Genomic DNA, 23,566 nt, shown 5'->3' on the forward strand with positions numbered 1-23,566 from the left:
TACAATTCCCTGGAAGTTAACCAGAAATACACAGCAATTCCGCTTCTTGCTCATAAGGTGCACTCTCGACCAAGTCCATACGACGTTGATTGAGAGCGCACATGAGCAGAGATGCCAAGTACGCCGAGACCGGCGCGCGCGAGGCGGCAACCGGCAGCACCGCCCTTGCCACCAAGACGAAACCCGACGCGGACACGGATGCGCCCGCAGACGCCGACGACGAGCCGGCCACCGACCCGCTTAGCTGGCTGCCCCTGAGCGGTGGCGCCAAGAAGGCCGCAGAGTGGATCTCCGTCGTCCTGGCGATCTGGCTGCTGCTCAACGCCGTCGGCATGATCGGCGCGGGTTTCAAGATGGCCGCCGGCGACCAGGCGAAGGAGCTGTTCTCCTTTGCAGAGAACCCGTTCGTCGGCCTGGCGGTGGGCATCCTCGCCACCGCCATCATGCAGTCCTCCTCTACCACCACCTCCATCACCGTCGGCATGATCGCCGGCGGCCTGCCGCTGGAGGTGGCGGTGCCCATGCTCTTCGGTGCCAACATCGGCACCACCGTCACCTCCACGCTGGTGGCACTCGGCCTGTCCGGCAACAAGCAGCAGTTCCACCGCGCGTTCTCCATGGCCACGGTGCACGACTTCTACAACCTGCTCGCGCTGGCCATCTTCTTCCCGCTGGAGATCTTTACCGGCTTCCTGTCCAAGGTCTCCGGTGTGTTCGCCGGCTCTCTCGCGGGTGAGGGCGACGGCGTGCTCGCCGGCATCTTCGACGCGATCGGTAACGGCGTCGACGCGATCACCGAGCCGCTGGTCAACCTGGCCACGCTCATCGTCAGCCCGCTGGGCGACGTGTGGGGCGGCATCGTCCTCGCCGTCGGCGGCGTGGCCCTCATCCTGGTAGTCATCGGCTTCATCGGCAAGATGCTCTCCGCACTGCTGGTTGGCCGCGCGCAGGAGATGCTCCACGCTGCGCTGGGCCGTGGCCCGGTCACCGGCATCCTCTCCGGTGCCGTGATCACCACCGCCGTCCAGTCCTCCTCCACCACCACCTCCCTCACCGTCCCGCTCGCCGCCTCCGGCAAGTTCAAGGTCAAGGAGCTGTTCCCGTTCGTGGTCGGCGCCAACATCGGCACCACCATCACCGGCCTCATCGCCGCGTTCTCCGCCTCCGGCGTGGAGGCCGAATCCGCGATGCAGGGCGCGCTGGTGCACACCATGTTCAACGTCTTCGGCGCACTTGTCATCATGTCCCTGCCGTTCCTGCGCGCCATCCCGCCGAAGGGCGCAGACTGGCTGGCCACCATGGCGGACAAGAACAAGTGGTACGTCTTCCTCTGGGTCGGCGGTGTCTTCTTCGCCCTCCCGCTGCTCGCCGTCCTCATCACCAACGTCTTCTTCTAAGGAGCCCCCATGACCACCCCTGAGAACGCACAGTCAAAGTCCGGCCAGCGCGCCCAGAAGCTTATCGACGCCGACGCGCCGAACAACGAACTCCAGCAGCTCATCGACGAGCTCGAAGAAACCACGAGCGTCCTGCGCGCCGAGCTCGAGATGCGCCGCAAGACGGACCACGAGCGCCTCACGCCGGAACAGCTGGAGGAGCTTAACCGCATCCCGGAGTACCTGGAGATGACCCGCCCGCGCTGGCGCGACGTGCTCACCTTCTTCCGCGAGTTCCGCAACGAAGCAACCAAGAAGCACCAGTAAGGCAGGCACAGCACGTATGAAGCAGCAATTCATCGCACTGACCGCCGCGCTCTCCCTCGCGGCGACCGGCCTGACCGCCTGCGCGGGCAGCGACGCCGAGAGCGACAACGATCCGGTCTCCGGCGGCGCGATCCGCGTCACCGGTTCCGCCACCGTCGAGCCGATCACCTCCTTCATCGCGGACCGCACCGACCACGACGTGCGCATCTCCGCCGACGGCTCCACCGACGGGTTCGAGGCGTTCTGCGACGGCAAGTCCGACCTCAACGACTCCTCCGTGGCCATCCCGCAGGAGTACCAGCAGCAGTGCAGCGACAATGGTATCGAGTTCATCGAGCTGCCCATCGCGCTCGACGCAGTGACCATTGTGAAGCACGCCGACAACACCTGGGCCCAGGACCTCACCACCGAGCAGCTCCACGACATCTGGGCGGCGGATTCCCCGGTGACCAAGTGGTCCGACATCGACCCGTCCTGGCCGGACGAGGAGATCTCCCTCTACGGCCGCCCCGACGGCTCCGGCACCCTCGAGGTGTTCAAGGACAAGGTCCTCGGCGGCGACACTATCCGCGACGACTACGAGGCGACCGACGACATCGACGAGCTGTCCGGCTGGATCGCCGACGACCCCAACGGCATCGGCTTCATGGGCGTTGGCAACTACTTGGCCACCGACGGCGAAACCCGCGACCTGATCGACAACGTCCTCGTCGACGGCGTCTCCCCCTCCCGCGAAGCCACGCAGGAGGGCGAGTACCCGCTGTCCAGGCCGCTGTTCGTCTACGTCAGCGCCGAGGCCCTCAACGGCAACGACGCGCTCGCGGACTTCATGGGCACCTACCTCGACCGCGTCGAGGGAGTACTGCCGCGCGTGTACTTCTACCAGCTGCCCGAGCAGGACTACGACGCCGCCCGCACGCGCTTCGACGAACGCGTCACCGGCGCCGACGAACGCTGGAGCACCTAAAGCACCACCTACGGTGCTATGGTGGGGCCGTTACTCTCTCTGTGAACTGTAAGGAGCATTTCCCCGATGAGCAGCGCTTTCCAGCCCACCCAGCCGGAGAACATCCGGCTTTCTGACGCGGACCGCACCGAGGCAATGTCCGCTCTCGGGGAGGCGCTGAGCGAGGGCCGCCTCACCCTCGGGGAGTACGACGAGCGCTGCCAGTGCTGCACCCAGGCGCAGACCCGTGCGGACCTCGTGCCGCTGTTCGCCGACATCCCCCAGGCACCCGTCATGGGCTCCAGCGCCGGCATGCCGGCGGCCCAGCACGACGTGCCCGTCTTCACCGCCCGCGAGCTTGTCGAGGCGCGCCGCTCCGGCCGCCGCACCCGCGCCGGCATCTTCTGGCTGGGCACCATCGGCAGCATCACCCTCGCCGGGGCGGCCTTGCTCCCCGCCGCGCTCGCGGTCATCCCGGTCCTGTTCATCCTGCTCTACGTGATGAAGGTGGGGCCGGACTCCTGGTACTCGCCGTCGCTGCGCGACATGGAGCGCTCCAAGCGCCGCCTCGTGCGCGCCAAGCAGCTGGAGCTGGAGGCGGACCGCGCCTACGACGCGGCGCGCAGGAAGGCGGAGCGCCGCGAGCAGATCGACCAACTCACCGGCGATACCCTCAACTTTGCTCAAGAATCCCTCAACAGGTTCCGCCGCCGCGACTAATATGGCCCTATGGCCAAGAAACATCCCAAAAACCCAGACCAGCCAGCCAATCCCGAGAAGGTGGCGTCGACACGCAGCAAGCGTGCACACCGCCACTTCGACCAGGCCGACAAGCTCAAAAACGTCTTCTACGACATCCGCGGCCCCGTTTCCGCGACTGCGGAGGAGATGGAGCGCGACGGCCACACCATCCTCAAACTGAACACCGGCAACCCCGCCGTGTTCGGTTTCGAGGCCCCGGACGTGATCATGCGCGACATGATCGCCAACCTCCCCACCTCCCAGGGCTACACCACCTCCAAGGGCATCACGTCCGCCCGCCGCGCCGTGGTCACGCGCTATGAGCTTATCGACGGCTTCCCGCCCTGCGACATCGACGACGTGTATTTGGGCAACGGCGTCTCCGAGCTAATCAGCATGGTCACGCAGGCCGCGCTCAACGACGGCGACGAGATCCTCATCCCCGCCCCGGACTACCCGCTGTGGACGGCGGCCTCCACCCTCGCCGGCGGCAAGGTCGTGCACTACCTGTGCGACGAGGAGGACGACTGGAACCCGTCGCTGGAGGACATCCGCTCTAAGGTCACCGACAAAACGAAGGCCATCGTGGTGATCAACCCCAACAACCCGACGGGCGCCGTCTACTCCCGCGAGACCCTCGAGGGCATCGCTGACATTGCCCGCGAGCACGAGCTGATGATCTTCGCCGACGAGATCTACGACCGCATCCTTTACGACGGCGCCCAGCACACCTGCATGGCCGAGGTCGCCCCCGACGTCATCACCATCACCTTCAACGGACTGTCCAAGGCGTACCGCGTCTGCGGCTACCGCGCCGGGTGGATGGTCATCACCGGACCGCGCCGCCGCGCGAAGGGCTTCATCGAGGGCATCGACCTGCTCTCTGGCACGCGCCTGTGCGCGAATGTCCCAGGACAGCACGCCATCCAGGTGGCGCTCGGCGGCCGCCAGTCCATCTACTCGCTGACCGCCGAGGGCGGCCGCCTGCACAAGCAGCGCGACGTCGCCGTGCGGAAGCTCCGCGAGATCCCTGGCGTTTCCGTCGTCGAGCCGAAGGGCGCGCTGTACTGCTTCCCCAAGATCGACGCGGAGATGTACGGCATCCACGACGACGAGCGCTTCATGCTCGACCTGCTCAAATCCGAGAAGATCCTCATGGTCCAGGGCCGCGGCTTCAACTACCCCACCCCGGACCACTTCCGCGTGGTCACGCTGCCGTGGGCGTCCCAGCTAGAAAACGCGCTAGAGCGGCTGGGGAACTTCCTCGCCGACTACCACCAGCACTAGCAGAGCACTCGCGGAGTGCTGGTGGGTGGGCCGGGCACCATGTACGCTCAGTGGCATGACGACTGCACCAGTGCCTCACGAGGATCTCCGCCGAACTGCGGACATCCTCCGCGAAGCAATTCTCCACGCAAAACGTGCGTCGTCGGCGACCGTGTCGATTCCTCAGGAGGGTGCTGCTGCGATCCTCAGTGTGCTCGAAGGCGCGGACGCTGAATACGAACGCCGCGATCGTGCAGCCGCTGCACTCGCCGAATTCTCTAACAGCATCGGCTTCGTAGAGTAATTTTGCGGACCCCTTTTTCGCGATGAGAGTTTTCGCTGACGCAAACATCTTGTTCTCCAGGGTGCTCCGAGACTATCTGCTGTACAGCGCCCACGAAGAGATTGTCGAAGTGCGGTGGAGCCAGGGTGTCCTGAACGAGATGTCCAAAAATCTGCGCGCTAGACTTCAGCTGAGCAAAGACGCGACCGATCGTTTGGAAGCGCTGATGAACGATTTCCTTCCCGACGCTTTGGTCACCAGCGACGTTCCGCTGCCACTGCCTCCTCACGGATCGAGTGTTCACCCGAAAGATTGGCATGTCTTATCGTCAGCGTTAGTTGCAAAGGCAGATGCGTTGGCCACCGACAACGCGAAAGACTTCCCGTCAGAGTGGATGCGCCTCCGGGGCGTCGCCCTCGTTGATGCTGAGACAATGATTTTAACCCTCATTGCTGAATCTCCTGAGCGATTCCTCAGAGCTCACGCTCTGGTAGTAAGGCTCAGTGCATCGCGTGACCAAGAGACCGTTCTCAGGCAGCTCGAAAAAGCCACCACACCCAACACTGTTGCCATGGTTCGTGCGATGCTCCAGTAGCCAACCCCCCACGTACACCCCCGGAACACGGAAACGGCCCACTGCCGTGGTCTCACAGAAGCGGGCCGGCCGGCGTGCGCACGTGAGTTCACGTGGGTTACAGCGAGCGGCCGAGAGCCCGCACCGTCCATCCGGCGTCCTGCCACGCGGGGACGGGGAGGACGTTGCGGCCGTCGATAAGCACTCGCTGCTCCACGCGCTTGGCCGAGGCGACCGGATCCATCTCCTTGAACTGCTTCCACTCGGTGGCGAGGATGACCAGCTCAGCGCCGGTCAGCGCATCGTCGAGGGTGTCGGCGTAGTCGAGCGTGGGGAAGACGCGGCGGGCGTTGTCCATCGCCTCCGGATCGAAGACGCGCACCGCGGCGCCCGCGAGCGAGAGCTGGCCGGCGACGGCGAGCGCGGGCGAATCGCGCACGTCGTCCGAGTTCGGCTTGAACGCCGCGCCGAGAACGGTGATGCGGCGGCCGATCAGGCTGCCGAGCTCCTCGCGCGCCATGTCCACCACGCGCTCGCGGCGACGCATGTTCACCGCGTCCACCTCGCGCAGGAACGTGAGCGCCTGGTCGGCGCCCAGCTCGCCGGCGCGCGCCATGAACGCGCGGATGTCCTTGGGCAGGCAGCCGCCGCCGAAGCCAAGGCCGGCGCCCAGGAACTTGCGGCCGATGCGGTCGTCGTAGCCGATGGCATCGGCGAGCTTCGTGACGTCGGCGCCGACGATCTCGCAGACCTCGCTGACCGCGTTGATAAAGGAGATCTTGGTGGCCAGGAACGCGTTGGCGCTCACCTTCACCAGCTCAGCGGTCTGCAGGTCGGTGACGATGAACGGCGTGTCCTTGGACAGCGGGGTGGCGTAGACCTCGCGCGCGATAGCCTCCGCCTGGGAGTGCTCCGGGCGAACGCCCAGCACGATGCGGTCCGGCTCGATCGTGTCCTTCACCGCGTAGCCCTCGCGGAGGAACTCCGGGTTCCACGCGATCTCCACCGACGTGCCCGGCGCGGCCAGCGCATCGGCGCGGTCCTGCAGCTCCGCGGCCGTGCCCACCGGCACCGTCGACTTCCCCAGGATGACGTGCTCGCCTTCCAGGTGCGGCACCAACGAATCGATCACGGCCTCGACGTAACGGGTATCCGCCGCGTAGGAACCACGCTGCTGCGGGGTGCCCACGCCGATGAAGTGCACGTTGCCGAACGCCGCAGCCTCCTCGTACGAGGTAGTAAAGTCCAAGCGCTCGGCGGCCATGTTGCGCTCAAGGACCTCGGGCAAGCCCGGTTCGTAGAACGGGACCTCCCCTGCCTTAAGTCGATCGATTTTCGCTTCGTCTACGTCCACGCCAAGCACCTCATGACCAAGCTCAGCCATGCAAGCCGCGTGGGTTGCACCGAGGTAACCGGTGCCAATTACTGTCATCCGCATAACTGACCATTATGCCCGTTTCTGTGAGCCGGGGCAGGACGAGGGTGACGCGGGACGGTGCTGCCGTTTTTTCAAAGTTGTAAGAAAGAAGACTAAAACACAAGGAGCCGCCAAGGACGGCCCAAATGAGCGATTACAAAGAGGGCTGCAGTAACTCCTGCGCGGTGGGCGTCGAAAAGCGAAATGCCCTACTGGAAGTTTAGGTACGCGCGCGACGGCGTAGGCCCGCGCTGGCCCTGGTACTTCGAACCGAGCGCGCCCGAGCCGTAGGGGACCTCGGCCGGCGACGACATGTTGAAGATCGCGAGCTGGCCCACCTTCATGCCAGGCCACAGCGTGATCGGCAGGTTGGCCACATTCGACAGCTCGAGGGTGATGTGGCCGGAAAAGCCGGGGTCGATGAAGCCCGCGGTGGAGTGCGTGAGCAGGCCGAGGCGTCCGAGCGAGCTCTTGCCTTCCAGGCGGCCGGCCAGGTCCGCAGGCAGCGTGAAACACTCGAGCGTGGACGCGAGGACGAACTCGCCGGGGTGGAGGACGAACGCCTCGCCCTCGGGGACCTCCACGGCCGTGGTGAGGTCGGGCATCTCCAGCTTCGGGTCGATGTGCGTGTACTTCGAGTTGTTGAAGACGCGGAAGAACTTGTCCATGCGCACGTCGATCGAGCTCGGCTGCACCAGGGCAGCATCGTAGGGGTCGATGCCGAGCTTGCCGGAGTCGATAGCGTCGCGAATGTCATGGTCTGAAAGAAGCACGCCACAAGCATACGGCAGGCTCGTTTTCCGTTTCAGCGCGGGACGGTGCTAAAGTATTGCCATTGTCGCGCTGATTCGGCGCGGCAGAATGCCGGCGTAGTTTAGTGGTAGAACATCAGCTTCCCAAGCTGAGAGTGCGAGTTCGATTCTCGTCGCCGGCTCCAATTTGATGAGGCCCGCTTCCCCGCTTCGTACCGGGAGGCGGGCTTTTTCGTGTGCGGTTTTTGTGTGCGGTGTGTCTGGCTCGGGGCGGGGTTGGGGGTTTGGCCTGTTTGACGAGGGCAGGGTGACGAAGACACGGAATTTTGTCGCATCCTCGTCACCCTGCCTTCGTCATATAGGTACTCAGAAGGAGGCGTCCAACCGCCAGAGCTCCGTCAGCTTACGCCCAGCACGCCCCGATCGGCTGGGCGGCGAGCACGGCGACCTTGCCCGATGCGGCCTCCAGCACCCGCCACTTCGGGTGGTAGCGCCACCCGGTGGCCAGCACGTTGGGGTTGTGGAACCAGCCCTGGACCACGCCGTCGTCGGTAGCAAACGTCACGCGCGTGCCCTCGACCTGCAGGATCTCCACCCGTGTCCACCCGCCGGCCTTGCCGTCGCGGGAGTTCGCGGCGCGGGTGACCGGGATCCAGTGCGGGCGGTGGCCATCCGCCACGAGCCTGCAGTGGGTGTGATCCACCGCTGCGTAATCGCGGGCGGGCGGCAGCGGGACTTCCTCGCCGGGGACGCCTCCCTCCGCAGCGGCCGCGCGCAGACGGTTGCGCTCCGGCGAGTACTCAAAGTTCGTACCCACCCGCTGAACCACGTCGAAGGCCGCGAGCTGGGTGCCAAACACGCGGACGTGCAGCTCACCACCAGCGGAAAAGGCCAGTACGGTCTGGTTGATGTTGTCCAAAGTGGCGGGAAGCCAGGACGTCAAAGCCATGAGGGCTCTCCTTGGAAGGTCGCACTTTCGGCGCGCGGTGTTGCAAACGCCGACAGATCTTCTCCCGGGGGCACCGTGCGCGATCTGCGCGGTTGCCAGCCGACGGGCCGGGAGGCCTTGCTCAAATCACACTGCAACAGCAGTCACTAGAAAGAGCGCGTCGGACTTCTTGATCCGTCGACCAGCGTATCGGAGCGAAAACTCCCGGTCAAGGAAGCGCGCAACCACATATGCTGGATACGCATGAAGCTCGCCACCATGATCGTCGCCGGCTCGGCCGCACTCGGCGCGGCCAACGCCGCGCGCAACCGACCACCGCTGCCCTTCAACGACCCGGACTTCTCGCCCTCGTACACCACCCCAGTCATGTACATCCACGGCGTGACCAGCCGCGCCCGGGCGTTCCGACCCAACGCGGAGCGCCTGCGCGACGAGGGCTTCTGGGTGTGGGGCGCCGACTACGGCGACATGCTCGCCCCCGGCTTCTACGGCATGGGCAACCTGGACAGCATCATCGAGGACGTGCACACAAACGTGGACCACGTCCTGGAGCAGACCGGGGCTGCGAAGTTAGACATCGTGGCGCACTCGCAGGGTGGGCTCATGACCAAGCTGTTCATCGCCAACGGGGGCGCGCCGAAGGTGCGGCGCGTGGTCGCCATGGGCGCGAACTTCCACGGCACCGACGTGCGCGGCCGCGCTCCCCGCTTCACCCCGTTCATTACGCGGCACCCGCGGGCGGCGTCGGCGTTGGCGTCGCCAGGCGTGATCCAGCAGCTCGCGGACTCGCCGTGGGTGCGTACGCGTCTCAACGTGCCCGATACGGTGCCGGGCATCGTGTACACGTCGCTGTACTCGCCCGCGGACGTGCTGGTCACGCCCAATGCGACGTCCATGCTGGCCGCCGTCGACGGGGCGGACGTGGTGAACATCAACGTCGCCGACGCTTATGACGGCTACGCCCCGCGGCACGCGCTGATGGAACGCGACCCGGTCTTCACCGAGCTCACGCTGTGGGGCCTCACCCGCGAGCGCGGGGAGCACACCCCGCCGCCCATCCCGTGGGCCTAAACGGGACCTAGCCGCACTTCACAATCGGCTCGGGGTCGTAGACCGTGGTCTGGGTCTCCTGGTCGATGAGGTTGCCGGAGAGGTCGTAAATACTCCGGGTGTCCGAGGTGGTGAACCCGGGCGAGCCGCCGGAGGGGCTGCACGTTGCGCCCGAAAGATTCATTGTGTTCGGCTGGGTCTGCGCCCAGCGCCCGCCGTTAGCGGACTCGACGCGCACCGTCTTCACACCCATGAGGCTCACGGTGAGCTCGCCGCCGCTCACGCCGGTCTGGATGCGCACGGGGTGGTTCGAGTCGTTGCGGAACTGCAGGTCGATCGCGCCCTCGTAGACGGTGGCCTCGCGACCCACCGGGTAGCGGGAGATGTAGTAGGAGTGCGGCGTGTGCGCGATGTCCGTCATGCCCGCGAAGTACGCGGCGTTGTAGAGCGTCGTCGCGAACTGGGAGATGCCGCCGCCCACGGCCATGTCGGAGTGGCCGTTGAGGATGATGCCGGACTCCACGTAGCCCTGGGCTGTGCCGCGCGGCCCGGTGTAGCCGTTGAGCGAGAAGGTCTCGCCCGGGTTCACAATCGCACCGTTGACGGTCTGCGCCACCAGCGCAATATTGGTGCCGGACGGCCCCGAGAAGCCGCCGGTGGTGAAGGACCCGACCTCCTCGTTGAACGTGGCGTTCTGCGCGTCTTCGGTGGTGAAGTCGGCCTCGACCGGGCGGTACGCGGCATCCCAAGTGCGCTCGCCGTGGCCAAGGAGGCGGTCCTCGAATCCGTCGAAGGTCGCGTCCCAGTCCACCTCGGTGCCGTCCTGCGAGGGCTCGACCCCGCCGCCCTCGAACACGCGCGCGTTGCGCATCTCGGTCTGCGTCCCGTCGAGCGCCTCACCAAGGATCGCGCCCGCCACGTCGCGGTGCACGTCGGGCTGAATGCGCCCCTCCACGTTGTTGAACTGCACGACCTCGCCCATCCGCTCCTGCGGAATAGTCGCCGTCACGCCGTCGCGGCCGTTGACGGTCAGCGGTCCGCCCAGCGCGGCCTTGATCGGGCCATCCATCGCCTGCGTGATCGCCGCATCATTGATCGCGGGCTCCACGGGTTGCGGCTCCACGTCCACGCCCTCCGGGTCGAGCCAGCCGTCCGTCACCGCAGTCTCCAGGTCGGCCGGGTTCACCTCCTGCCCCAGCTTCGGGTCGGTCACATTCGCCTTGCCGCCGTCGACTTGGATCGCGCCGTCTACCGGCGCCACGTACAGCTCGTCCTTCACCCGTGCCAGTTCTGGGTCGAGCTTGTGCTTATCGACGCTCCCCTGCACGTCCACCTCGTGCTGCGTAAACAGGCCCGTCAGTCGCGGGATCGGGTTCGCGGACTGGATCCCCGCCGCATCCACAGTCGCCTGCCAGTCGATCCCCAGCCCCGCCGCCGCCGGCACGAGTTGGGCGCGCTTGTCTGCCGCCGTGACCTCGACGGGTTGCTCGGTGACGTCGCCAAGCTCCCCCTGCAGGCGCTCGCGCGCCTCGTCCGGCGACATGCCGCCGATGGCCACGCCGCCGACCGTGGTGCCGCGGGGGACGTTGCCGCGGTTGAGCGCCAGATCCGCCAGGTATACGGCCAGGACAACGGCGAGCAGGCCCAGGACGGCGCCGAGCGCGATCTTGCCCGCCTTACCGGACGACCCGGCGCGGCGGTGCGACGAAGTTTGCCTGTGGGAAGTAGTCACCTGTCACAGGGTAGTAGATGGGGTAGTAGATGTAGCAACGAATTCGCATGCTGGGCTGGCCGCGGACTTACAGGCCGGTGTTGATCAGCTGCTGCTGGGCGCGCGCCGCAGCCTCGTTCACGCGCGCCTCGGGCAGCTCGCCCGACTGCACGGCGGCGACGACACCGTCGATCACCTGCGGCACGTCCGCGCCCGAGGACCACAGCGCTTGGTCCGCGCCCGCCGCGATCGCGCGCTTGACCGCCTCCGGCGTCGGCGCGTAGTCCAGGATGCCGCGCATGCCGGAGAGGTCGTCGGTGACCACCACGCCCTCGAACGGGACGCCGCCCGGGTAGTCGCCGTCGCGCAGGATGCGGTACGCCTCCGGGTTCAGGGAGCTGGGCACGCCTTCCGGGCCCATGCCAGGGACGATCATGTGGCCCATCATCACGCTCGAGCGCGGGAAGCGCTGCAAAAGCGGGCCGAACGGGCGCATGTCCAGCTCGCGCACCTGGTCCAGCGGCGGCGTCACGGCGAGCTGGTGATGCGTGTCGCCGGAAGCGCGGCCGTGGCCGGGGAAGTGTTTGAAGGTGGGGGTGACGTTGGCGTCGATAAGCCCCTGCGCAAACAGCGTGCCCACTCGCACGACCTCGTCCGGGTGGCCGCTGAACGCGCGGTCGCCGACGATGTCCAGGCCGGAGACATCAAGGTCCAGGAGCGGGGCGTAATCCACGTTGACGCCGCGCCCGCGCAGGGAACGGCCGATGTCGTAGCCGGTGCCCCGAATGACCTCGGGCGGGCGGGCGGCCAGCTCGCGCGGGGCCATGAAGCTGCCCATCACGTCGGTGTGGCGCTGGACGCGGCCGCCCTCGAAGTCGATGGCCACGGAGAACGGGTGGTGGTACTGCGCGCGCAGCGCCTCGATGTTGTGGCCCTGCGCGGTAAGCAGCGCGGGGTCGGCCCAGCTCGGGATGATCAGGCCACCGACGCCCTGGTCGAGCGCCGCGCGGGCCTGCGCCTCATTGGTCACGCCGACCACCATCAGCGACGCCACCCGCGCGCGCAAGTCCGCGGGGACGCGCTGCTGCGCCGGGCTTTGCGGCGCGCTCGGGGCCGGCTGCGGGGCGGGCGGTACAACTGCGGCGGGTTCGTCGGCTGAATCCCCTTCCTGTGCAGTCTGCGTGGGTTCTTGCGGGGCCGTGTCGTCGTGCTCGGAGCACGCGGTGAGGGCGGCGACAAGCAGCGCCACGGCGAGCACGCCGCCGACGCACACGGCGACCGCCCGGTTCCGCTGCAGCATCTTGGACACGCGCGCCCCCTTCGAGTTGGAAGAAACGGTACCAGTGTAGTCGTGCTGGTAGGCTCATGCGCATGTCCCACCAAGTTCTGCGCCTGCCTGCATCGTTGCCGCGCCGTGCCGCCAACCCGGTGATCGCCTCCGCAGTCGTCGGCGCCGTGCTCGGGGTGGTCGGTGTGCTGGGCGTCGCCTCCGTCTCCGGGCAGAGCACCGTGCCCCAGGGCGGGGCCGTGGCTGCGGACGATGCCGTGCTGGGCGGGCCGGAGTACGGCTCCCGGGAGTAGCCGTTGCGCGCACACATTGGCGGCTGGGTGCTGCTGGCGCTCACCGTCCTGCTGCAGCCGCCCGGCCGGGTCGCCGCGGACACCAAGCTCAACCTGTTCGTGGACCCGGCGCGCTTCCTTTCCCGCGCCACGCACGCCTACACGGACGAGTTTCCGCTGGGCCAGGTGCAGAACCAGGCCTACGGCTACCTCTTCCCGCAGGGCCCGTTCTTCCTGCTCACGCACTTCGCCGGGGTGCCGGAGTGGGTGGCGCAGCGCGCCTGGTGGACCCTGCTTGTGTGCCTGGCGTACTCGGGCGCGCTGATCCTGGCGCGCCGCACCGGGGTGCACGGCCGCGTCCCGCAGGTGACGGCGGCGCTGCTCTACGCGCTGTCGCCGCGCATCCTCACCACGCTCACCGCGATCTCCTCGGAGGCGTGGCCGGTGGCGCTGGTGCCGTGGACGCTGGTCCCGCTCGCCCGGGCCCGACCGCGCGTCGCCGGCGCGGTGCTCGCGGTCGCGGCGATGGGCGCGGTCAACGCCACCGCCACCATCGCCGCCTGCGTGCCCGCGTTCATCTGGCTGTTGTGCCGCCGCGAGTACGCCCGCGCCGCCTGGTTCACGCTGGGCGCGGCGGCGGTGTCCGCGTGGTGGATCGGCCCGTTGTTGGTGCTCGGCCGCTATTCGCCGCCGTTTACGGAGTTCATCGAGTCCGCCTCCGTCACCACCGCCTGGCTCAACCCCGTGGAGGTCCTGCGCGGCGCCACCAGCTGGGCGCCGTTCGTGGACGCCGAGCGCACCGCCGGCTTCCTCGTCGTCGGCGAGCCCGTCTTCGTCCTGGCCACCGCGCTCGTGGCCGGCTTCGGCCTCGCCGGCCTCGCGCGCCGCGACGTCCCGTGGCGCAGCGCGTGGGTGGTCATGCTCGCCGTCGGGTTCGCTCTCTTCTGCTCCGCGCATTTCTGGGTCCCGCTTCTCGACGGCCCCCTCGCCCCCTTCCGCAACCTGCACAAATTCGACCCACTCGTCCGCCTGCCCCTGACTATCGGGGTGGGCCACCTGCTCGCCCGCGTGGACCGCCCCCGGGCGGCGGGTGTGGTTCTCACCGCCGCGGTCGCGGTGGCGCCGGCGTGGTCGCTGCGCCTGCTCCCCGACGGCACGTGGACGGAGATTTCGCCCGAGTGGGTCGCCGCCGGCGAGTGGCTGGAGGAGCACGCCGCGGGCACCCGCACGCTGGTCGTGCCGTCGGCCTCGTTCGCCCGCCAGACCTGGGGCTGGACCCGCGACGAGCCGATCCAGGCGCTGACCAGCACCCGCTTCGCGTTCCGCGACGCCGTCCCCCTCGCCGACCCGGAAGCCATCCGCGGCCTCGACGGCCAGGTGCGTGCAGTGGACCCGGAGGCGCTGCGCGCCATCGGCGTCGGCGCGGTGGTGGTGCGCCACGACCTGGCGACCGGCCCGCCCGCCACCACCGCCCCGCCGGTAGACCCCGCCTACGTGGCGCGCAACCTCGGCGAGCCCACCGTGAGCTTCCGGGACGAGGGAGACGACACGGGCGTCGACATCTACCTCCTCGAGCCCCAGCGCGACGCCATGATCACGGACGCGGAACCGGTCGCCGTCGACGGCGGCGGCGAGGTCCTCCCGCTGCTGTGGGCGCGGTGGGGGTACTTCCCGGCGCGGCTCGTCGATAGGCATGCGAACGTGGTCACGGACACCCCGGCGCTGGCCGAGCGCAACTACGGTACGCTCCGCGGCGCGCAGTCCGCGCCACTGGCGCAGGGCGAGGGCGGCAACGTGGGCAACCGGCTGCCCGACTACCCGTCGGCCGGCACGCGCGTCGGCGTCGCCGAGGACGGCGGGCAGGTGCGCGCCTCCTCCTCCGCCGCGGACGCGAACGCGTTCGGCGGCGCGGTCGCCGGGGCGTCGCTGACCAGCGCCTTCGACGGCGCCCCGGAGACCGCGTGGTGGCCCGCGCCGGGCGACCGCCACCCGTGGATCGAGGTGCCGCCGGTGGCGGAGTCGCTCACGCTCACCGCAACGCGCACCACCACCGTGGAGCTCACGGGCGGAGCGCAGCGCCGCGTCACCCTCGTCGCGGGCGAACCGCGCACGATCCGCGCGCCTGGCACCACGCGCATCGGGCTGACAGAGCGCGTCGGTATCGCCGAGCTAGACGCGGGCGTGTCCCGCACCGTGGAGGTCCCCGGCACTGCCGACACCTACTTCTTCCAGCGCCACTTCCCCGAGACGCAGGTGATCCAGCGCCGCTTCACCACCGCCATCGACGCCACGTGGCACCTCGACGCGCCCGCCACCATCGACGGCACCCGCTACCCCTCCGGCCCCGTCCACCTGCCCGCGGGCCCCCACGACCTGTTCACCCGCCGCGACGCCGTCGCGCTCACCCGCGGCGAGGCGCCGACCCCCATTTGGTCCCCGCTGCCCGCCACGCTCGCCCCCGCCGACCACGCGCGCACCATCATCACCACCCGCGCGTTCAATGCTGGCCTGCGCGCCACCGTCGGCGGTCACGCGCTCGAGCCCACGCTTATCGACGCCGCGACCCAGGCCTTCACCGTCCCCGCCGGAGCCTCGGGCGAGTTCCGCATGTACTTCGCCGGCGAGGCGACCTACCGGTACTCCCTCCTGCTCGGCGGCGCGTTCAGCGCCCTCGTCGCGCTGGCGTGCCTGGTGGCAGTGGTGCGCAGGCGGGGCGACGGCGGCATGGCCGATCCGCCGGAGCTGCCCCGCGTCGACCGCGCCGCGCCGCTGCTCGCCACCGTCGCCGCCGGCCCGGTCGCGGGGCTCGTCGCCGCGGTCTCCGCGTGGGCCATCCGGCGCTTCACCGTACTGCCGTCCGCGTGGCTGTCCGGTGGCGCGCTGGTGGTCGCCGGGCTGGTGCTGGCGAGGGCCCCGTGGCCGTCGGCAAGCTATGCGGGCGCTACGCTCCTGCCGGTTGTGGGGTGCTTCGCGGTGGCGTGCCTGGCGTGGCCGGACCGCGACGAGTAGCCAGCGCCGCGCGCATCACCCGCGCGCCGGGCACCTCCACGAGCTCGTAGGAGACGTAGCCCACGGCCAGGCTCGCTGCCGCCGTCACGGCCAGGACCAGCCAGAAGTGTCCGCCGAAGACGGGCACCCCGAGCACCGGAAACACCAGGTCCAGCACCGCCATGTGCCACAGGAACACGGAGTATGACCAGCGCCCGGCCAACATCGCGGGCCGCGTAGACAGCAGCGTCCCGCCCTCCCTCGGCCCGAGCGCGTAGGGCGCAACGAACAGGGCGGCGAAGAGCGCGCCGAGCAGGACGCGCACGTTGAACTCGGCCGGCGTGGGGTGGGTCAGCCCCTCCGGCCCGACGACCCCGGCGAACCACGCCACCGGCATAGCCAGCAGCGGGAACGGCCAGCGCGGGCCGCGGTAGCGCAGGCCGGCGCGCTCCAGTTCCGCGCAGACGAGCCCCACCGCGAACCAGGGCGCGTACGACGGCGGCCAGATCTGCAGGTTGACCACCTCCGGGTTGGAGAGCGGCTGGATGAGCCACGGCCAGGCCAGCCCCGCCACCACCGCCGCGGCGAGCACCCTCCTGCGCGCCCGCCCGCCGCGCGCCAGGTACAGCGGCAGGACCAGGTAAAACGCCACCTCCACGCACAGCGACCACATCTGGGTCAGCCCCGCGATCAGCCCATCGGGCACGTAGATCTGCAGCATGAGCAGGTTCGCGACCGCCTGGCCCACGCCCACCCCGCTTAAGGCGGGCAACGCGAGCAGGGCCACCACCACGCACACCACGTACGCGGGCGCGATGCGCGCCGCTCGGCGCGCGAGGTACTCGGGCCGCGGCCCGCGCCGGGCGAGGACGAACGCGGACAGGGCGTAAAACACGGCGACGAAGTAGTCGAAGCGCGCGAGCAGCGGCGAGTGGTTCGCGGTTTGGAAGGCAACGTGCGTGGTCAGGATCCCGAGGGCGGCGACGGCGCGCAGGCCCTCGAGTTCCGGCAGTAGGTTAGAGTTTCGAGTGTGGTTTTCGGTGAGCTTTTCGATGTGGACATTGTAAAGAAGCGCAAACTTGCGTGGGCGGCGGGCATCGCCGTCGGCGCGCTGGCGTTCAACATTGCATCGCCAATCGTCATCGCCCACCAGCGCACCATGCCCACCGGCACGTACGCGATGACCTTTGACGGCCCCGACGGTGAGCACTTCACCCGCACGACGACGCTGGAGAAGTCCACGGCCGCGGACCCCACGACGGGCAAGGACAAGAACATCTACACGCTCTCCACCGAGCAGACAGGCCCGAACGCGTTTACTGATTCCTTCCAGATCAACCCCACCACCGCCTTCCCGGAGAAGGAGCGCCAGGGCCTCGGCGCCTACCTGCCGTACCGCCCGGAGCGCCGCTCGTACCCCTACTTCGAACCCGGCGCGCAGGCCACGGTCCCGCTGGACTACCTCGGCCCGGGCTCCGTCGGCGGCCTGGACACGTACCAGTACCGCGCCACGCTGCCCGACGGCACCCAGCGCACTGTCAATGCGGAGCGACGCACGGGCACGCTTATCGACGAAACCTGGTCTCTCCCCTCCGGCGTCTGGGCACTCGATGACGCCTCCAAGTCCGCGGCGGTGGACCGCGCCCGCAGCGAAACGACGTGGCTGCGCGCGCTGCAGATCATGGCGCTGCTGACCCGGTTCGTCGCCGCAATTGCAATCGTGTGGGCGTTGGTGCTCCTTGCGCGCCGCCGCTAAGTACCTGCTGCCCGCCTACGGCACCCTGCTGGTGCTGGGCCTGACCTGGCCGTTTTTCCTACCTGGCGAGGCGTTCGCGCTGCGCGACATGATGGTGCTGCCCGACATGGCGCTCACCCGCGCCTCGCTCGGCTTCGGCGATCTGCCCGCGCGCAACGTGCCGCAGGACGCGCTGCTGGGCCTCGTCCCGTTCCCGGTCCTGCTCGTACGCGTGCTCGTCGTCGGCGCGGCCGCCGCCGCGGCCTTTGCCGGCCACCGACTGGGCACCCACCCGCTGGGCAAGGCGGCGGCGATGACGGTGGCGGTGTGGAACCCGCTGGTCATCGAGCGTCTGCTGCAGGGCCAGTGGTCGCTCGCCGTCGCCGCGTGGCTCATTCCCCTGGTCGCGCTGGGTGGAAGGGCGGGTCCGGTGGCGCAGTGGGTGGCCTCGTTCACTCCCACTGGGGCGATCGCTGCCGCCTGCTTCGTGCGCAACCGGGCGGGCGTGGTTGTTGCGGTGCTGTCGTGCGCGCCGTGGGTGGTGGCGGGTGCGCTCGCCACAGGCGGCGGGACCGCGACTGCAGCAAGCGCTGCCGCGTTCGCGCCCCGCGCCGAGCAGTATGTGGGCACGCTTGGCGCGCTTGTAGGGCTGGGCGGCATTTGGAACGGGGCGGCGGTCCCGGCTTCGCGCGAGGTCGGCTTTGCCCTGTTCGGCATCCCACTGTTCATCTTGCTTGTGCTTGGGTGGCGTGCGGTTCCGCGCCGCTGGCTGGCGTTGGCGGCGGCTGGCTTCGCGGTCGCGCTCGCGTCCTGGGCGGGGCTGACCAACCCCGTGGTCACACACGTACCCGGTGGCGGCTTGCTCCGCGACGCGCAGAAGTGGCTCGTCCTGGCTATTCCGGCGTTCGTCGCGGCGGCAGGGGCGCTCACCCCGCGTCGCGCCGCGGCCGCGTTGGCGTGTGCGCTGTTACAGGTGCCGGACGGTGCGGTGGGCGTCGCAAAGCTGCGCCCTGGCGCTGTCGTATGCCCGGCGGTGGCGCACGCGGGCCGCGATGTGTATTTCGCTGAGCGTGCGCCGCTGACGCTCGTGCGCGGTGAGCCGACGGTCGATGCGGCGCCGAAGTGTATGAATGTCGTGGAGTCCGGGGCTTTGCTTGTCGACGCCACCCTCATCGATCCCCCATCGCCACGGTGGGTCGCGGCGCGCGAAGCTGTGTCGGAGGAGCCGGTCGATGTGGCGCGGCTGCGTGAGCTCGGGGTGGGGCTGGTGGTGTACCCGGACGGGCGGGTGCTGGAGACCGGCACACCCGCGCGCGGGCTGCCGCCGGTGGGGATTGCGCTTTTCGCGGGTTACGTCGCGTCGTTAGGCTACGCGGTATCTGCGGGGAGGCGCTCGCGCAGCTCGGCGGCGAAGGTCTCGGGGTCGGGCACGGAAACGGCGTAGTCGCCGTCTGCGGTGTTGATGCGTACTGTCGGGCCACCGACGGAGTAGCACTCAGCGCCGTCGACCTTCCGTGGGCCGCTTAAGTGCGGTGGGGAGAACATCCAAGACCACACGCTCGGTTGCGGGCCTGCCTCTTCGACGCCGGTGATCCGATCCAGCGGGATCGCGGTTTCTCGGCCTGCAAGGCGCAGCTGCAGGGCGGAGTTACCTCCACGGTCGTCAACGCAGACGTGCAGCGTGATGCGCGAGTAAAAGAAGGCGTAGGCGGCGAAGCATGCCAGGAGAATCCAGCTGAACGGATCGGAGCGGAATCCACCTACGAGGGGCACCACCATCACCGTGGCCACAATCAGGATGGCCAAAGGGACGCCGTTTACCCTGCGGTCTCGTTCCAGGTTGGTCATGTCACAAGCGTAACAGTGTTCACACTTATTTATATTCACACATATATGGATCACGGAAAATTCGTAGAAAAACCCGTTTACCAGCGTATATTCTGTTTTTAGTTGGCCCACGCCAATAAATGCGCAGGCCCAATCATTGAAATCCTTGCATGATTCAACCCGTGCCACTAAAGTTAACCGCAGATGAACACAGGGTTACGTAACCGATAGTCCGGAGGAAGTACCTCAACGACAGAGCAAAGGAGATCGTCATGCAGGACGTCAACAACATCGACTTTTCCATCATCCGCGAGCGCGCACTGCGCAACATCCGCGAAGACCTCATCGCCGAGTGGTCCGACCGCTTCGACGCCGAGGAGATCGGGCTCGCCTTCGATTCCATCCTCAAGGCGCACCGCGATGGCGCCACCCTGGACCACTTCATCCCGGTCCTGGTCGAAGCAGAGATGAGCGCACGCCTGCGATCCGGCAACCTGTGGCCCGCCACTGCTGCGTAAACGTCGCAGACACAGGCGTCGCGTACGCGAGCCGCAAGCACAGCACAACCGCAGCCCCCTCCCCGCACAACGCGGGCCGGGGGCTGCGGTTTTTGCTATACTGTCCTGCTACATGCTGTCGGTAGCGGGATTCCCGGGCCGCGGCGTGCGTCTTAGCGAACACTCACCCGCGCCAGCCCGGGTAAGGCTGGAGACTCTGATCAGGCCCTTTGCCGCACGGCCACCCCTTGCATTGTGACGCGGCCTGCATCGAGCACACGAGCACTCCCCACCAGGGAACGCACAGATAACTGAGTATTACCGCAGTGTTGGAAGACGCACTCCCGCCACACCCGGGACCCGTGAGGGTTGGGATACGGGGACGCATACGTAAAAAGGAAAGGGGCCACCATGTTGCTTGCAGAGGCACTCGCACAACGCGCCGAGGCGCAGCACCGCCTAGACGAGCTGCGCTCCCGCCTGGTTGAGCAGGCGCGCGTGCAGGAGGGCGACGAGCCCGCCGAGGACCCAGCCGAGCTGCTCAAAGAGGCAGCGCACGTGCTGGAACAGATTGAGGTGTTGGTGCGCCGCATCAACCACACCAACTCGGTCACGCCTTTCGAGGGCGACGCCACGCTGACCGACGCAATCGCGCGCCGCGACGCGCTGGTCCGCGCGGGCCGCTTCTACTCCGCGGTCGCGGACTCGGCGACGGCGCGGATCGACCGCTACTCGCGTTCCGAGGTGCGCTACGTGCCCACCGTGGATGCGGCCGCACTGCGCAAGATGTCCGACGGCGCTGCCAAGGAGTACCGCCAACTGGATACGAAGATCCAGCAGTTGAATTGGTCCACGGAGCTGCGCTAGCGCCCCGCCACGTCACCAACCACGTCATCCAGCACCGCGGCGAACTTCTCGCCCGTTGCTGCCCACGAGTACTTCTCCGCCCGCGCTTGAGCGGCGGCGCCGAGGCGGCGACGCAGTGAGGCGTCGAGAAGCAATTGCTCCACTGCCTGGACAAACTCAGCCTTTGTATCGACGAGCAGGCCGGTTTCGCCGTCGATGATGGAGTCGTTGACGCCGCCGGCGCCGCGGTAGCCGACCGTGGGCAAGGCGTGCTGCGCGGCCTCGATCACCGCGATGCCCCAGCCCTCCTTCGCGCTCGGCATGAGGTGCAGCGCCGCGCGCGAGAGGACCGCGTGCTTGTAGGCGTCGTTGACGTGACCGTGGAAGCGGATCTCCGCCCGCCCCGCCGCGTACTCGCGCAGTTTATCCTCCCACCAGCCGGAACCGAGGATGTCCAGCACCACATCGTCGCGCCCAGCGATCGCGTCAATGGCGTGCTCGATGCGCTTGTGCGGCACGAGCCGCGACAGCGTGACCACGTGTACCTTGCCGTCGTCGGGCACCACGGGCAGCTCGTCCGGGATCGGATCGACGCCGTTTTCCACAATCGCGATGTCTCGCTCGCGCACGCCGAGCACCACCAAATCGCTTTTCGACGCCTCGCTCACCGTCACATACCGCGCACCCCGGTACACCCGCGGCGCCACCTTGGACTCCAAAAACCAGCCCAGCCGCCCGATGACCGGGCCCGCCACCGGCCACTGATCCTTGTGGCAGTGGTGCGTAAGCAGGACGACCGGGCGGCGCGTGAACATGCGCGCAAAAAACGGAATGCCGTTTTGCGTATCCACAATCACGTCCGGCCGGTTGCGCCAGATGGACAGCGGCGCCAGCACGTACACGCCGTACTTACCGCCGGCACGCTCGAAGCGGATGCCGCCACGCGTGCTACGCCGCGGCGCATCGGTGTGGCTCGAAGTGCGGAAAATGACCTCGTGGCCCTGCGCCGCGAGGTACTCGCCAACGCGTTCCAGGTAGCGTTCGCTGCCGCCACCCTGTGGGTGGGTGGAGTCGCGCCAGCACATCAGCAGTATCTTCATTGCTATGTACCGTACCCGCCGCCTCGCCACGTTGACACGTTCGCTGCGCCTTCTGCGCTCGTTTGCCTACGAGCAGTTCCGCCCCGCCGTGTTCTACTCCGGCTTGGCGCGCGACACCCGCTCGCTTCTCGACGCCCTGTGGCAGGACACCACGTCCCCCAGCCCAGCCGGCCTCACCGGCCGTGCTGTGTTGGACGTCGGCGGCGGCCCCGGCTACTTCGCCGATGCTTTTTCGGACACTTTCTACATCGGCATGGAACCCGACGTCTCCGAGCTTTCCGCCGCAGGGTTATCGGGCTACGGCGCGGTGCGCGGCGACGGGGCGCACTTGCCCTTCGCCGACGGCTCCTTCGACCTCGTGTACTCCTCCAACGTGGCCGAACACATCCCTAACTGGCGCGCCATGGGCGAGGAAATGCTGCGCGTGGTCAAACCCGGCGGGCTGGTCGTACTGTCTTACACCGTGTGGCTAGGCCCCTTCGGCGGCCACGAGACTGGGGTGTGGGAGCACTACGTTGGCGGCGAGTTCGCACGCCGACGCTACGAGCGCACACACGGAAGACCGCCCAAGAACGTGTGGGGGACCTCCCTGTTTGCGGTCTCGGCCCGCGAAGGGCTTGAGTGGGCAGAATCGACCGGCCGCTTGCTCACCGCCTTCCCGCGCTACCACCCGCATTGGGCGTGGTGGCTTTCGCGCGTTCCCGTCCTCCGAGAGTTCGCGGTTTCGAACCTGGTGCTTGTGCTGCGGGGATAGGCTCGCCAGATTCCATTGCTTTTACGGGGTGCGTGATAGATACTTACCCCGAGGCGGCCGACAGTAGCAGCCCGTATCGATGAGCTCCCTGAAAGAGAAGGACCGCAATGCAACTCCCATCCCAACTTCAAGCTGCAATGAAGCAGATTCCTTTCACCCCACACACGGTGGGAGCGCTTCTAGCCAGCGTGATTGCCCTGATTTCCCTCGTGACAGCTATCGCAGTTGGGGAATCTTCCTCGAAAGCACCAACCGTCGAGCCCCGCGGCGAGAAGTCTGTGATCCAGGTCGTCACGGTGGATGGAAAGACAGCAGGTGTATGCGCACTCGGAGGCCTGCGCCAGGAGAAAGTGCACTACACCGACAAGAATTCCGTCTACTACTGGGAGCTCAAGCCCGGCGAAGAACGCATTGACGCATCATGCCCCAGTGTTAGTGCCCTTTCCTCCGGTAAAAAGCGTTTGGAAGGCCACGCGATAGTAAAGAGCTTCGACGCACCGCAAGTTGTCAAAATTACTGTGCAATAGCGTCGGGACAGTTTACAAGCAGCATCGTGAAACCCCGACTGTCCCACTTCACTTTCGGATTTGCGGGATCTGCCAACACAACGTGGCGACTCATCACGATCGCATGCGCTTTCCTCTCAGTCGCCCTTTTGGACCGCAAACACGGTCTACCAGAGCGATGCTTGGACCTCGAGTAACTTGCGTTGAACCTTTCCATGGGTAAATTGGAGGTCAAGAAAGTGAGGACAAGGTCCCTCGCTATGAGTGAGGATAGGTCTACAGGACAATTTGCGCCTGTAGGCCTTTCCTCTTTTTCTACTAGGGTCGGGCCGAGTAAATTTTCGGGTTAAGCGACAAAATG

At 67.6% G+C, this 23,566-nt stretch carries 24 protein-coding genes, 1 tRNA gene and 1 riboswitch; of the genes, 17 read left to right on the top strand and 8 right to left on the bottom strand.

Translation table 11 applies throughout. The features are described 5' to 3' along the window. Positions 1–101: 101 nt before the first annotated feature. The 7 genes from FPH17_RS07185 to FPH17_RS07215 all read left to right on the top strand — a co-directional run bounded on the left by FPH17_RS07185 (position 102) and on the right by FPH17_RS07215 (position 5,534). Positions 102–1,397: a Na/Pi symporter gene (locus FPH17_RS07185; protein WP_154879463.1), complete on the top strand. Its 1,296-nt coding sequence runs from the start codon at positions 102–104 to the stop codon at positions 1,395–1,397. 9 nt (positions 1,398–1,406) lie between these two features. Further along, positions 1,407–1,703: a hypothetical protein gene (locus FPH17_RS07190; RefSeq protein WP_154879465.1), complete on the top strand. Its 297-nt coding sequence runs from the start codon at positions 1,407–1,409 to the stop codon at positions 1,701–1,703. 16 nt (positions 1,704–1,719) lie between these two features. Further along, entirely contained in the window at positions 1,720–2,670 is a 951-nt protein-coding gene (locus FPH17_RS07195) for a substrate-binding domain-containing protein (RefSeq protein ID WP_154879467.1), read from the top strand. 66 nt (positions 2,671–2,736) lie between these two features. Beyond that, complete coding sequence (locus FPH17_RS07200; protein ID WP_154879469.1) at positions 2,737–3,369, top strand: DUF1707 SHOCT-like domain-containing protein; 633 nt, start codon at positions 2,737–2,739, stop codon at positions 3,367–3,369. 9 nt (positions 3,370–3,378) lie between these two features. After that, positions 3,379–4,677: a pyridoxal phosphate-dependent aminotransferase gene (locus FPH17_RS07205; protein WP_154879471.1), complete on the top strand. Its 1,299-nt coding sequence runs from the start codon at positions 3,379–3,381 to the stop codon at positions 4,675–4,677. A 55-nt stretch (positions 4,678–4,732) separates the two neighbouring features. Beyond that, a complete protein-coding gene (locus FPH17_RS07210; RefSeq protein ID WP_154879473.1) occupies positions 4,733–4,960 on the top strand; it encodes a hypothetical protein in 228 nt (75 codons plus the stop codon). Between the two features lie 139 nt (positions 4,961–5,099). Continuing rightward, on the top strand, positions 5,100–5,534 hold the full coding sequence (locus tag FPH17_RS07215) for a hypothetical protein (protein WP_414437239.1): 435 nt from the start codon (positions 5,100–5,102) through the stop codon (positions 5,532–5,534). A gap of 97 nt (positions 5,535–5,631) precedes the next feature. On the opposite strand, the gene FPH17_RS07220 is transcribed toward FPH17_RS07215, so the two are convergent. Then, positions 5,632–6,951, bottom strand: a complete 1,320-nt coding sequence (locus FPH17_RS07220; RefSeq protein WP_154879477.1) for a UDP-glucose dehydrogenase family protein — start codon at positions 6,949–6,951, stop codon at positions 5,632–5,634. Between the two features lie 188 nt (positions 6,952–7,139). Beyond that, positions 7,140–7,703: a dCTP deaminase gene (dcd, locus tag FPH17_RS07225; protein ID WP_095536034.1), complete on the bottom strand. Its 564-nt coding sequence runs from the start codon at positions 7,701–7,703 to the stop codon at positions 7,140–7,142. Between the two features lie 90 nt (positions 7,704–7,793). Here dcd and FPH17_RS07230 point away from each other — a divergent pair. Continuing rightward, a tRNA-Gly gene (locus tag FPH17_RS07230) sits at positions 7,794–7,867 on the top strand. Positions 7,868–8,085: 218 nt separating this feature from the next. Here the strand turns inward: FPH17_RS07230 and FPH17_RS07235 are convergent. Then, positions 8,086–8,631, bottom strand: coding sequence for a hypothetical protein (locus FPH17_RS07235; protein ID WP_154879479.1), 546 nt, complete (start codon positions 8,629–8,631; stop codon positions 8,086–8,088). A 16-nt stretch (positions 8,632–8,647) separates the two neighbouring features. Further along, positions 8,648–8,759: riboswitch (SAM riboswitch) on the bottom strand. A 115-nt stretch (positions 8,760–8,874) separates the two neighbouring features. On the opposite strand from FPH17_RS07235, the gene FPH17_RS07240 reads away from it, so the two are divergent. Next, positions 8,875–9,702 carry an esterase/lipase family protein gene (locus FPH17_RS07240; protein ID WP_238397116.1) on the top strand — a complete coding sequence of 276 codons (828 nt, stop codon included), beginning with the start codon at positions 8,875–8,877 and terminating at the stop codon, positions 9,700–9,702. 7 nt (positions 9,703–9,709) lie between these two features. Here the strand turns inward: FPH17_RS07240 and FPH17_RS07245 are convergent, their stop codons facing one another. Together FPH17_RS07245 and FPH17_RS07250 are read right to left on the bottom strand one after the other, a co-directional pair. Further along, on the bottom strand, positions 9,710–11,413 hold the full coding sequence (locus tag FPH17_RS07245) for a VanW family protein (protein WP_414437240.1): 1,704 nt from the start codon (positions 11,411–11,413) through the stop codon (positions 9,710–9,712). Between the two features lie 67 nt (positions 11,414–11,480). Continuing rightward, a complete protein-coding gene (locus tag FPH17_RS07250) occupies positions 11,481–12,692 on the bottom strand; it encodes a glycoside hydrolase family 3 N-terminal domain-containing protein (protein WP_154879590.1) in 1,212 nt (403 codons plus the stop codon). 71 nt (positions 12,693–12,763) lie between these two features. Between FPH17_RS07250 and FPH17_RS07255 the strand changes: the two genes are divergently transcribed. Beyond that, positions 12,764–12,973 carry a DUF2613 family protein gene (locus tag FPH17_RS07255; protein ID WP_095275761.1) on the top strand — a complete coding sequence of 70 codons (210 nt, stop codon included), beginning with the start codon at positions 12,764–12,766 and terminating at the stop codon, positions 12,971–12,973. 3 nt (positions 12,974–12,976) lie between these two features. Further along, positions 12,977–15,961 (top strand): alpha-(1->3)-arabinofuranosyltransferase domain-containing protein, encoded by a 2,985-nt coding sequence (locus FPH17_RS07260; protein WP_154879481.1) that lies wholly within the window; start codon positions 12,977–12,979, stop codon positions 15,959–15,961. On the opposite strand, the gene FPH17_RS07265 is transcribed toward FPH17_RS07260, so the two are convergent. Then, a complete protein-coding gene (locus tag FPH17_RS07265; RefSeq protein WP_244288077.1) occupies positions 15,894–17,090 on the bottom strand; it encodes an acyltransferase family protein in 1,197 nt (398 codons plus the stop codon). The two genes, FPH17_RS07260 and FPH17_RS07265, sit on opposite strands and share 68 nt — an antisense overlap. Before the next feature lie 9 nt (positions 17,091–17,099). On the opposite strand from FPH17_RS07265, the gene FPH17_RS07270 reads away from it, so the two are divergent. Both FPH17_RS07270 and FPH17_RS07275 read left to right on the top strand, forming a co-directional pair. Continuing rightward, positions 17,100–17,696 (top strand): porin PorA family protein, encoded by a 597-nt coding sequence (locus tag FPH17_RS07270; protein WP_167496793.1) that lies wholly within the window; start codon positions 17,100–17,102, stop codon positions 17,694–17,696. Further along, entirely contained in the window at positions 17,680–19,119 is a 1,440-nt protein-coding gene (locus FPH17_RS07275) for an MmpA family trehalose lipid delivery protein (protein WP_203085513.1), read from the top strand. The genes FPH17_RS07270 and FPH17_RS07275 overlap by 17 nt, the downstream gene beginning before the upstream one ends. On the opposite strand, the gene FPH17_RS07280 is transcribed toward FPH17_RS07275, so the two are convergent. Beyond that, positions 19,044–19,523, bottom strand: a complete 480-nt coding sequence (locus tag FPH17_RS07280) for a hypothetical protein (protein ID WP_133064029.1) — start codon at positions 19,521–19,523, stop codon at positions 19,044–19,046. The two genes, FPH17_RS07275 and FPH17_RS07280, sit on opposite strands and share 76 nt — an antisense overlap. Positions 19,524–19,774: 251 nt before the next feature. Here FPH17_RS07280 and FPH17_RS07285 point away from each other — a divergent pair, with 251 nt between their 5' ends. Then, a complete protein-coding gene (locus FPH17_RS07285) occupies positions 19,775–20,020 on the top strand; it encodes a three-helix bundle dimerization domain-containing protein (RefSeq protein ID WP_144717916.1) in 246 nt (81 codons plus the stop codon). A gap of 390 nt (positions 20,021–20,410) precedes the next feature. Further along, a complete protein-coding gene (locus FPH17_RS07290; RefSeq protein WP_095275704.1) occupies positions 20,411–20,866 on the top strand; it encodes a DIP1984 family protein in 456 nt (151 codons plus the stop codon). Here the strand turns inward: FPH17_RS07290 and FPH17_RS07295 are convergent. Beyond that, entirely contained in the window at positions 20,863–21,945 is a 1,083-nt protein-coding gene (locus FPH17_RS07295; RefSeq protein ID WP_154879485.1) for a glycosyltransferase family 4 protein, read from the bottom strand. The two genes, FPH17_RS07290 and FPH17_RS07295, sit on opposite strands and share 4 nt — an antisense overlap. A 4-nt stretch (positions 21,946–21,949) precedes the next feature. Between FPH17_RS07295 and FPH17_RS07300 the strand changes: the two genes are divergently transcribed. Together FPH17_RS07300 and FPH17_RS07305 are read left to right on the top strand one after the other, a co-directional pair. Next, the gene (locus FPH17_RS07300) at positions 21,950–22,699 is read left to right on the top strand and encodes a class I SAM-dependent methyltransferase (protein WP_154879487.1); all 750 of its coding nucleotides are present in this window, start codon (positions 21,950–21,952) and stop codon (positions 22,697–22,699) included. Positions 22,700–22,806: 107 nt separating this feature from the next. Then, positions 22,807–23,226 (top strand): hypothetical protein, encoded by a 420-nt coding sequence (locus FPH17_RS07305; RefSeq protein ID WP_133064877.1) that lies wholly within the window; start codon positions 22,807–22,809, stop codon positions 23,224–23,226. Positions 23,227–23,566 lie beyond the last annotated feature (340 nt).

This window comes from Corynebacterium gottingense (assembly GCF_007559235.1).
Taxonomy (GTDB): domain Bacteria; phylum Actinomycetota; class Actinomycetes; order Mycobacteriales; family Mycobacteriaceae; genus Corynebacterium; species Corynebacterium gottingense.

Excerpts from the sequence above, each read along its gene's own strand:
- FPH17_RS07200 (WP_154879469.1), top strand. The coding sequence starts at position 2,737 with ATGAGCAGCGCTTTCCAGCCCACCCAGCCGGAGAACATCCGGCTTTCT.
- FPH17_RS07305 (WP_133064877.1), top strand. The coding sequence starts at position 22,807 with ATGCAACTCCCATCCCAACTTCAAGCTGCAATGAAGCAGATTCCTTTC.
- FPH17_RS07295 (WP_154879485.1), bottom strand. The coding sequence starts at position 21,945 with ATGAAGATACTGCTGATGTGCTGGCGCGACTCCACCCACCCACAGGGT.
- FPH17_RS07235 (WP_154879479.1), bottom strand. The coding sequence starts at position 8,631 with ATGGCTTTGACGTCCTGGCTTCCCGCCACTTTGGACAACATCAACCAG.
- FPH17_RS07185 (WP_154879463.1), top strand. The coding sequence starts at position 102 with ATGAGCAGAGATGCCAAGTACGCCGAGACCGGCGCGCGCGAGGCGGCA.
- FPH17_RS07255 (WP_095275761.1), top strand. The coding sequence starts at position 12,764 with ATGTCCCACCAAGTTCTGCGCCTGCCTGCATCGTTGCCGCGCCGTGCC.
- FPH17_RS07215 (WP_414437239.1), top strand. The coding sequence starts at position 5,100 with ATGTCCAAAAATCTGCGCGCTAGACTTCAGCTGAGCAAAGACGCGACC.
- FPH17_RS07300 (WP_154879487.1), top strand. The coding sequence starts at position 21,950 with ATGTACCGTACCCGCCGCCTCGCCACGTTGACACGTTCGCTGCGCCTT.
- FPH17_RS07270 (WP_167496793.1), top strand. The coding sequence starts at position 17,100 with ATGCCCACCGGCACGTACGCGATGACCTTTGACGGCCCCGACGGTGAG.
- FPH17_RS07280 (WP_133064029.1), bottom strand. The coding sequence starts at position 19,523 with ATGACCAACCTGGAACGAGACCGCAGGGTAAACGGCGTCCCTTTGGCC.
- FPH17_RS07205 (WP_154879471.1), top strand. The coding sequence starts at position 3,379 with ATGGCCAAGAAACATCCCAAAAACCCAGACCAGCCAGCCAATCCCGAG.
- FPH17_RS07290 (WP_095275704.1), top strand. The coding sequence starts at position 20,411 with ATGTTGCTTGCAGAGGCACTCGCACAACGCGCCGAGGCGCAGCACCGC.
- FPH17_RS07190 (WP_154879465.1), top strand. The coding sequence starts at position 1,407 with ATGACCACCCCTGAGAACGCACAGTCAAAGTCCGGCCAGCGCGCCCAG.
- FPH17_RS07210 (WP_154879473.1), top strand. The coding sequence starts at position 4,733 with ATGACGACTGCACCAGTGCCTCACGAGGATCTCCGCCGAACTGCGGAC.
- FPH17_RS07195 (WP_154879467.1), top strand. The coding sequence starts at position 1,720 with ATGAAGCAGCAATTCATCGCACTGACCGCCGCGCTCTCCCTCGCGGCG.
- FPH17_RS07250 (WP_154879590.1), bottom strand. The coding sequence starts at position 12,692 with ATGCTGCAGCGGAACCGGGCGGTCGCCGTGTGCGTCGGCGGCGTGCTC.
- FPH17_RS07240 (WP_238397116.1), top strand. The coding sequence starts at position 8,875 with ATGAAGCTCGCCACCATGATCGTCGCCGGCTCGGCCGCACTCGGCGCG.
- FPH17_RS07220 (WP_154879477.1), bottom strand. The coding sequence starts at position 6,951 with ATGCGGATGACAGTAATTGGCACCGGTTACCTCGGTGCAACCCACGCG.
- FPH17_RS07285 (WP_144717916.1), top strand. The coding sequence starts at position 19,775 with ATGCAGGACGTCAACAACATCGACTTTTCCATCATCCGCGAGCGCGCA.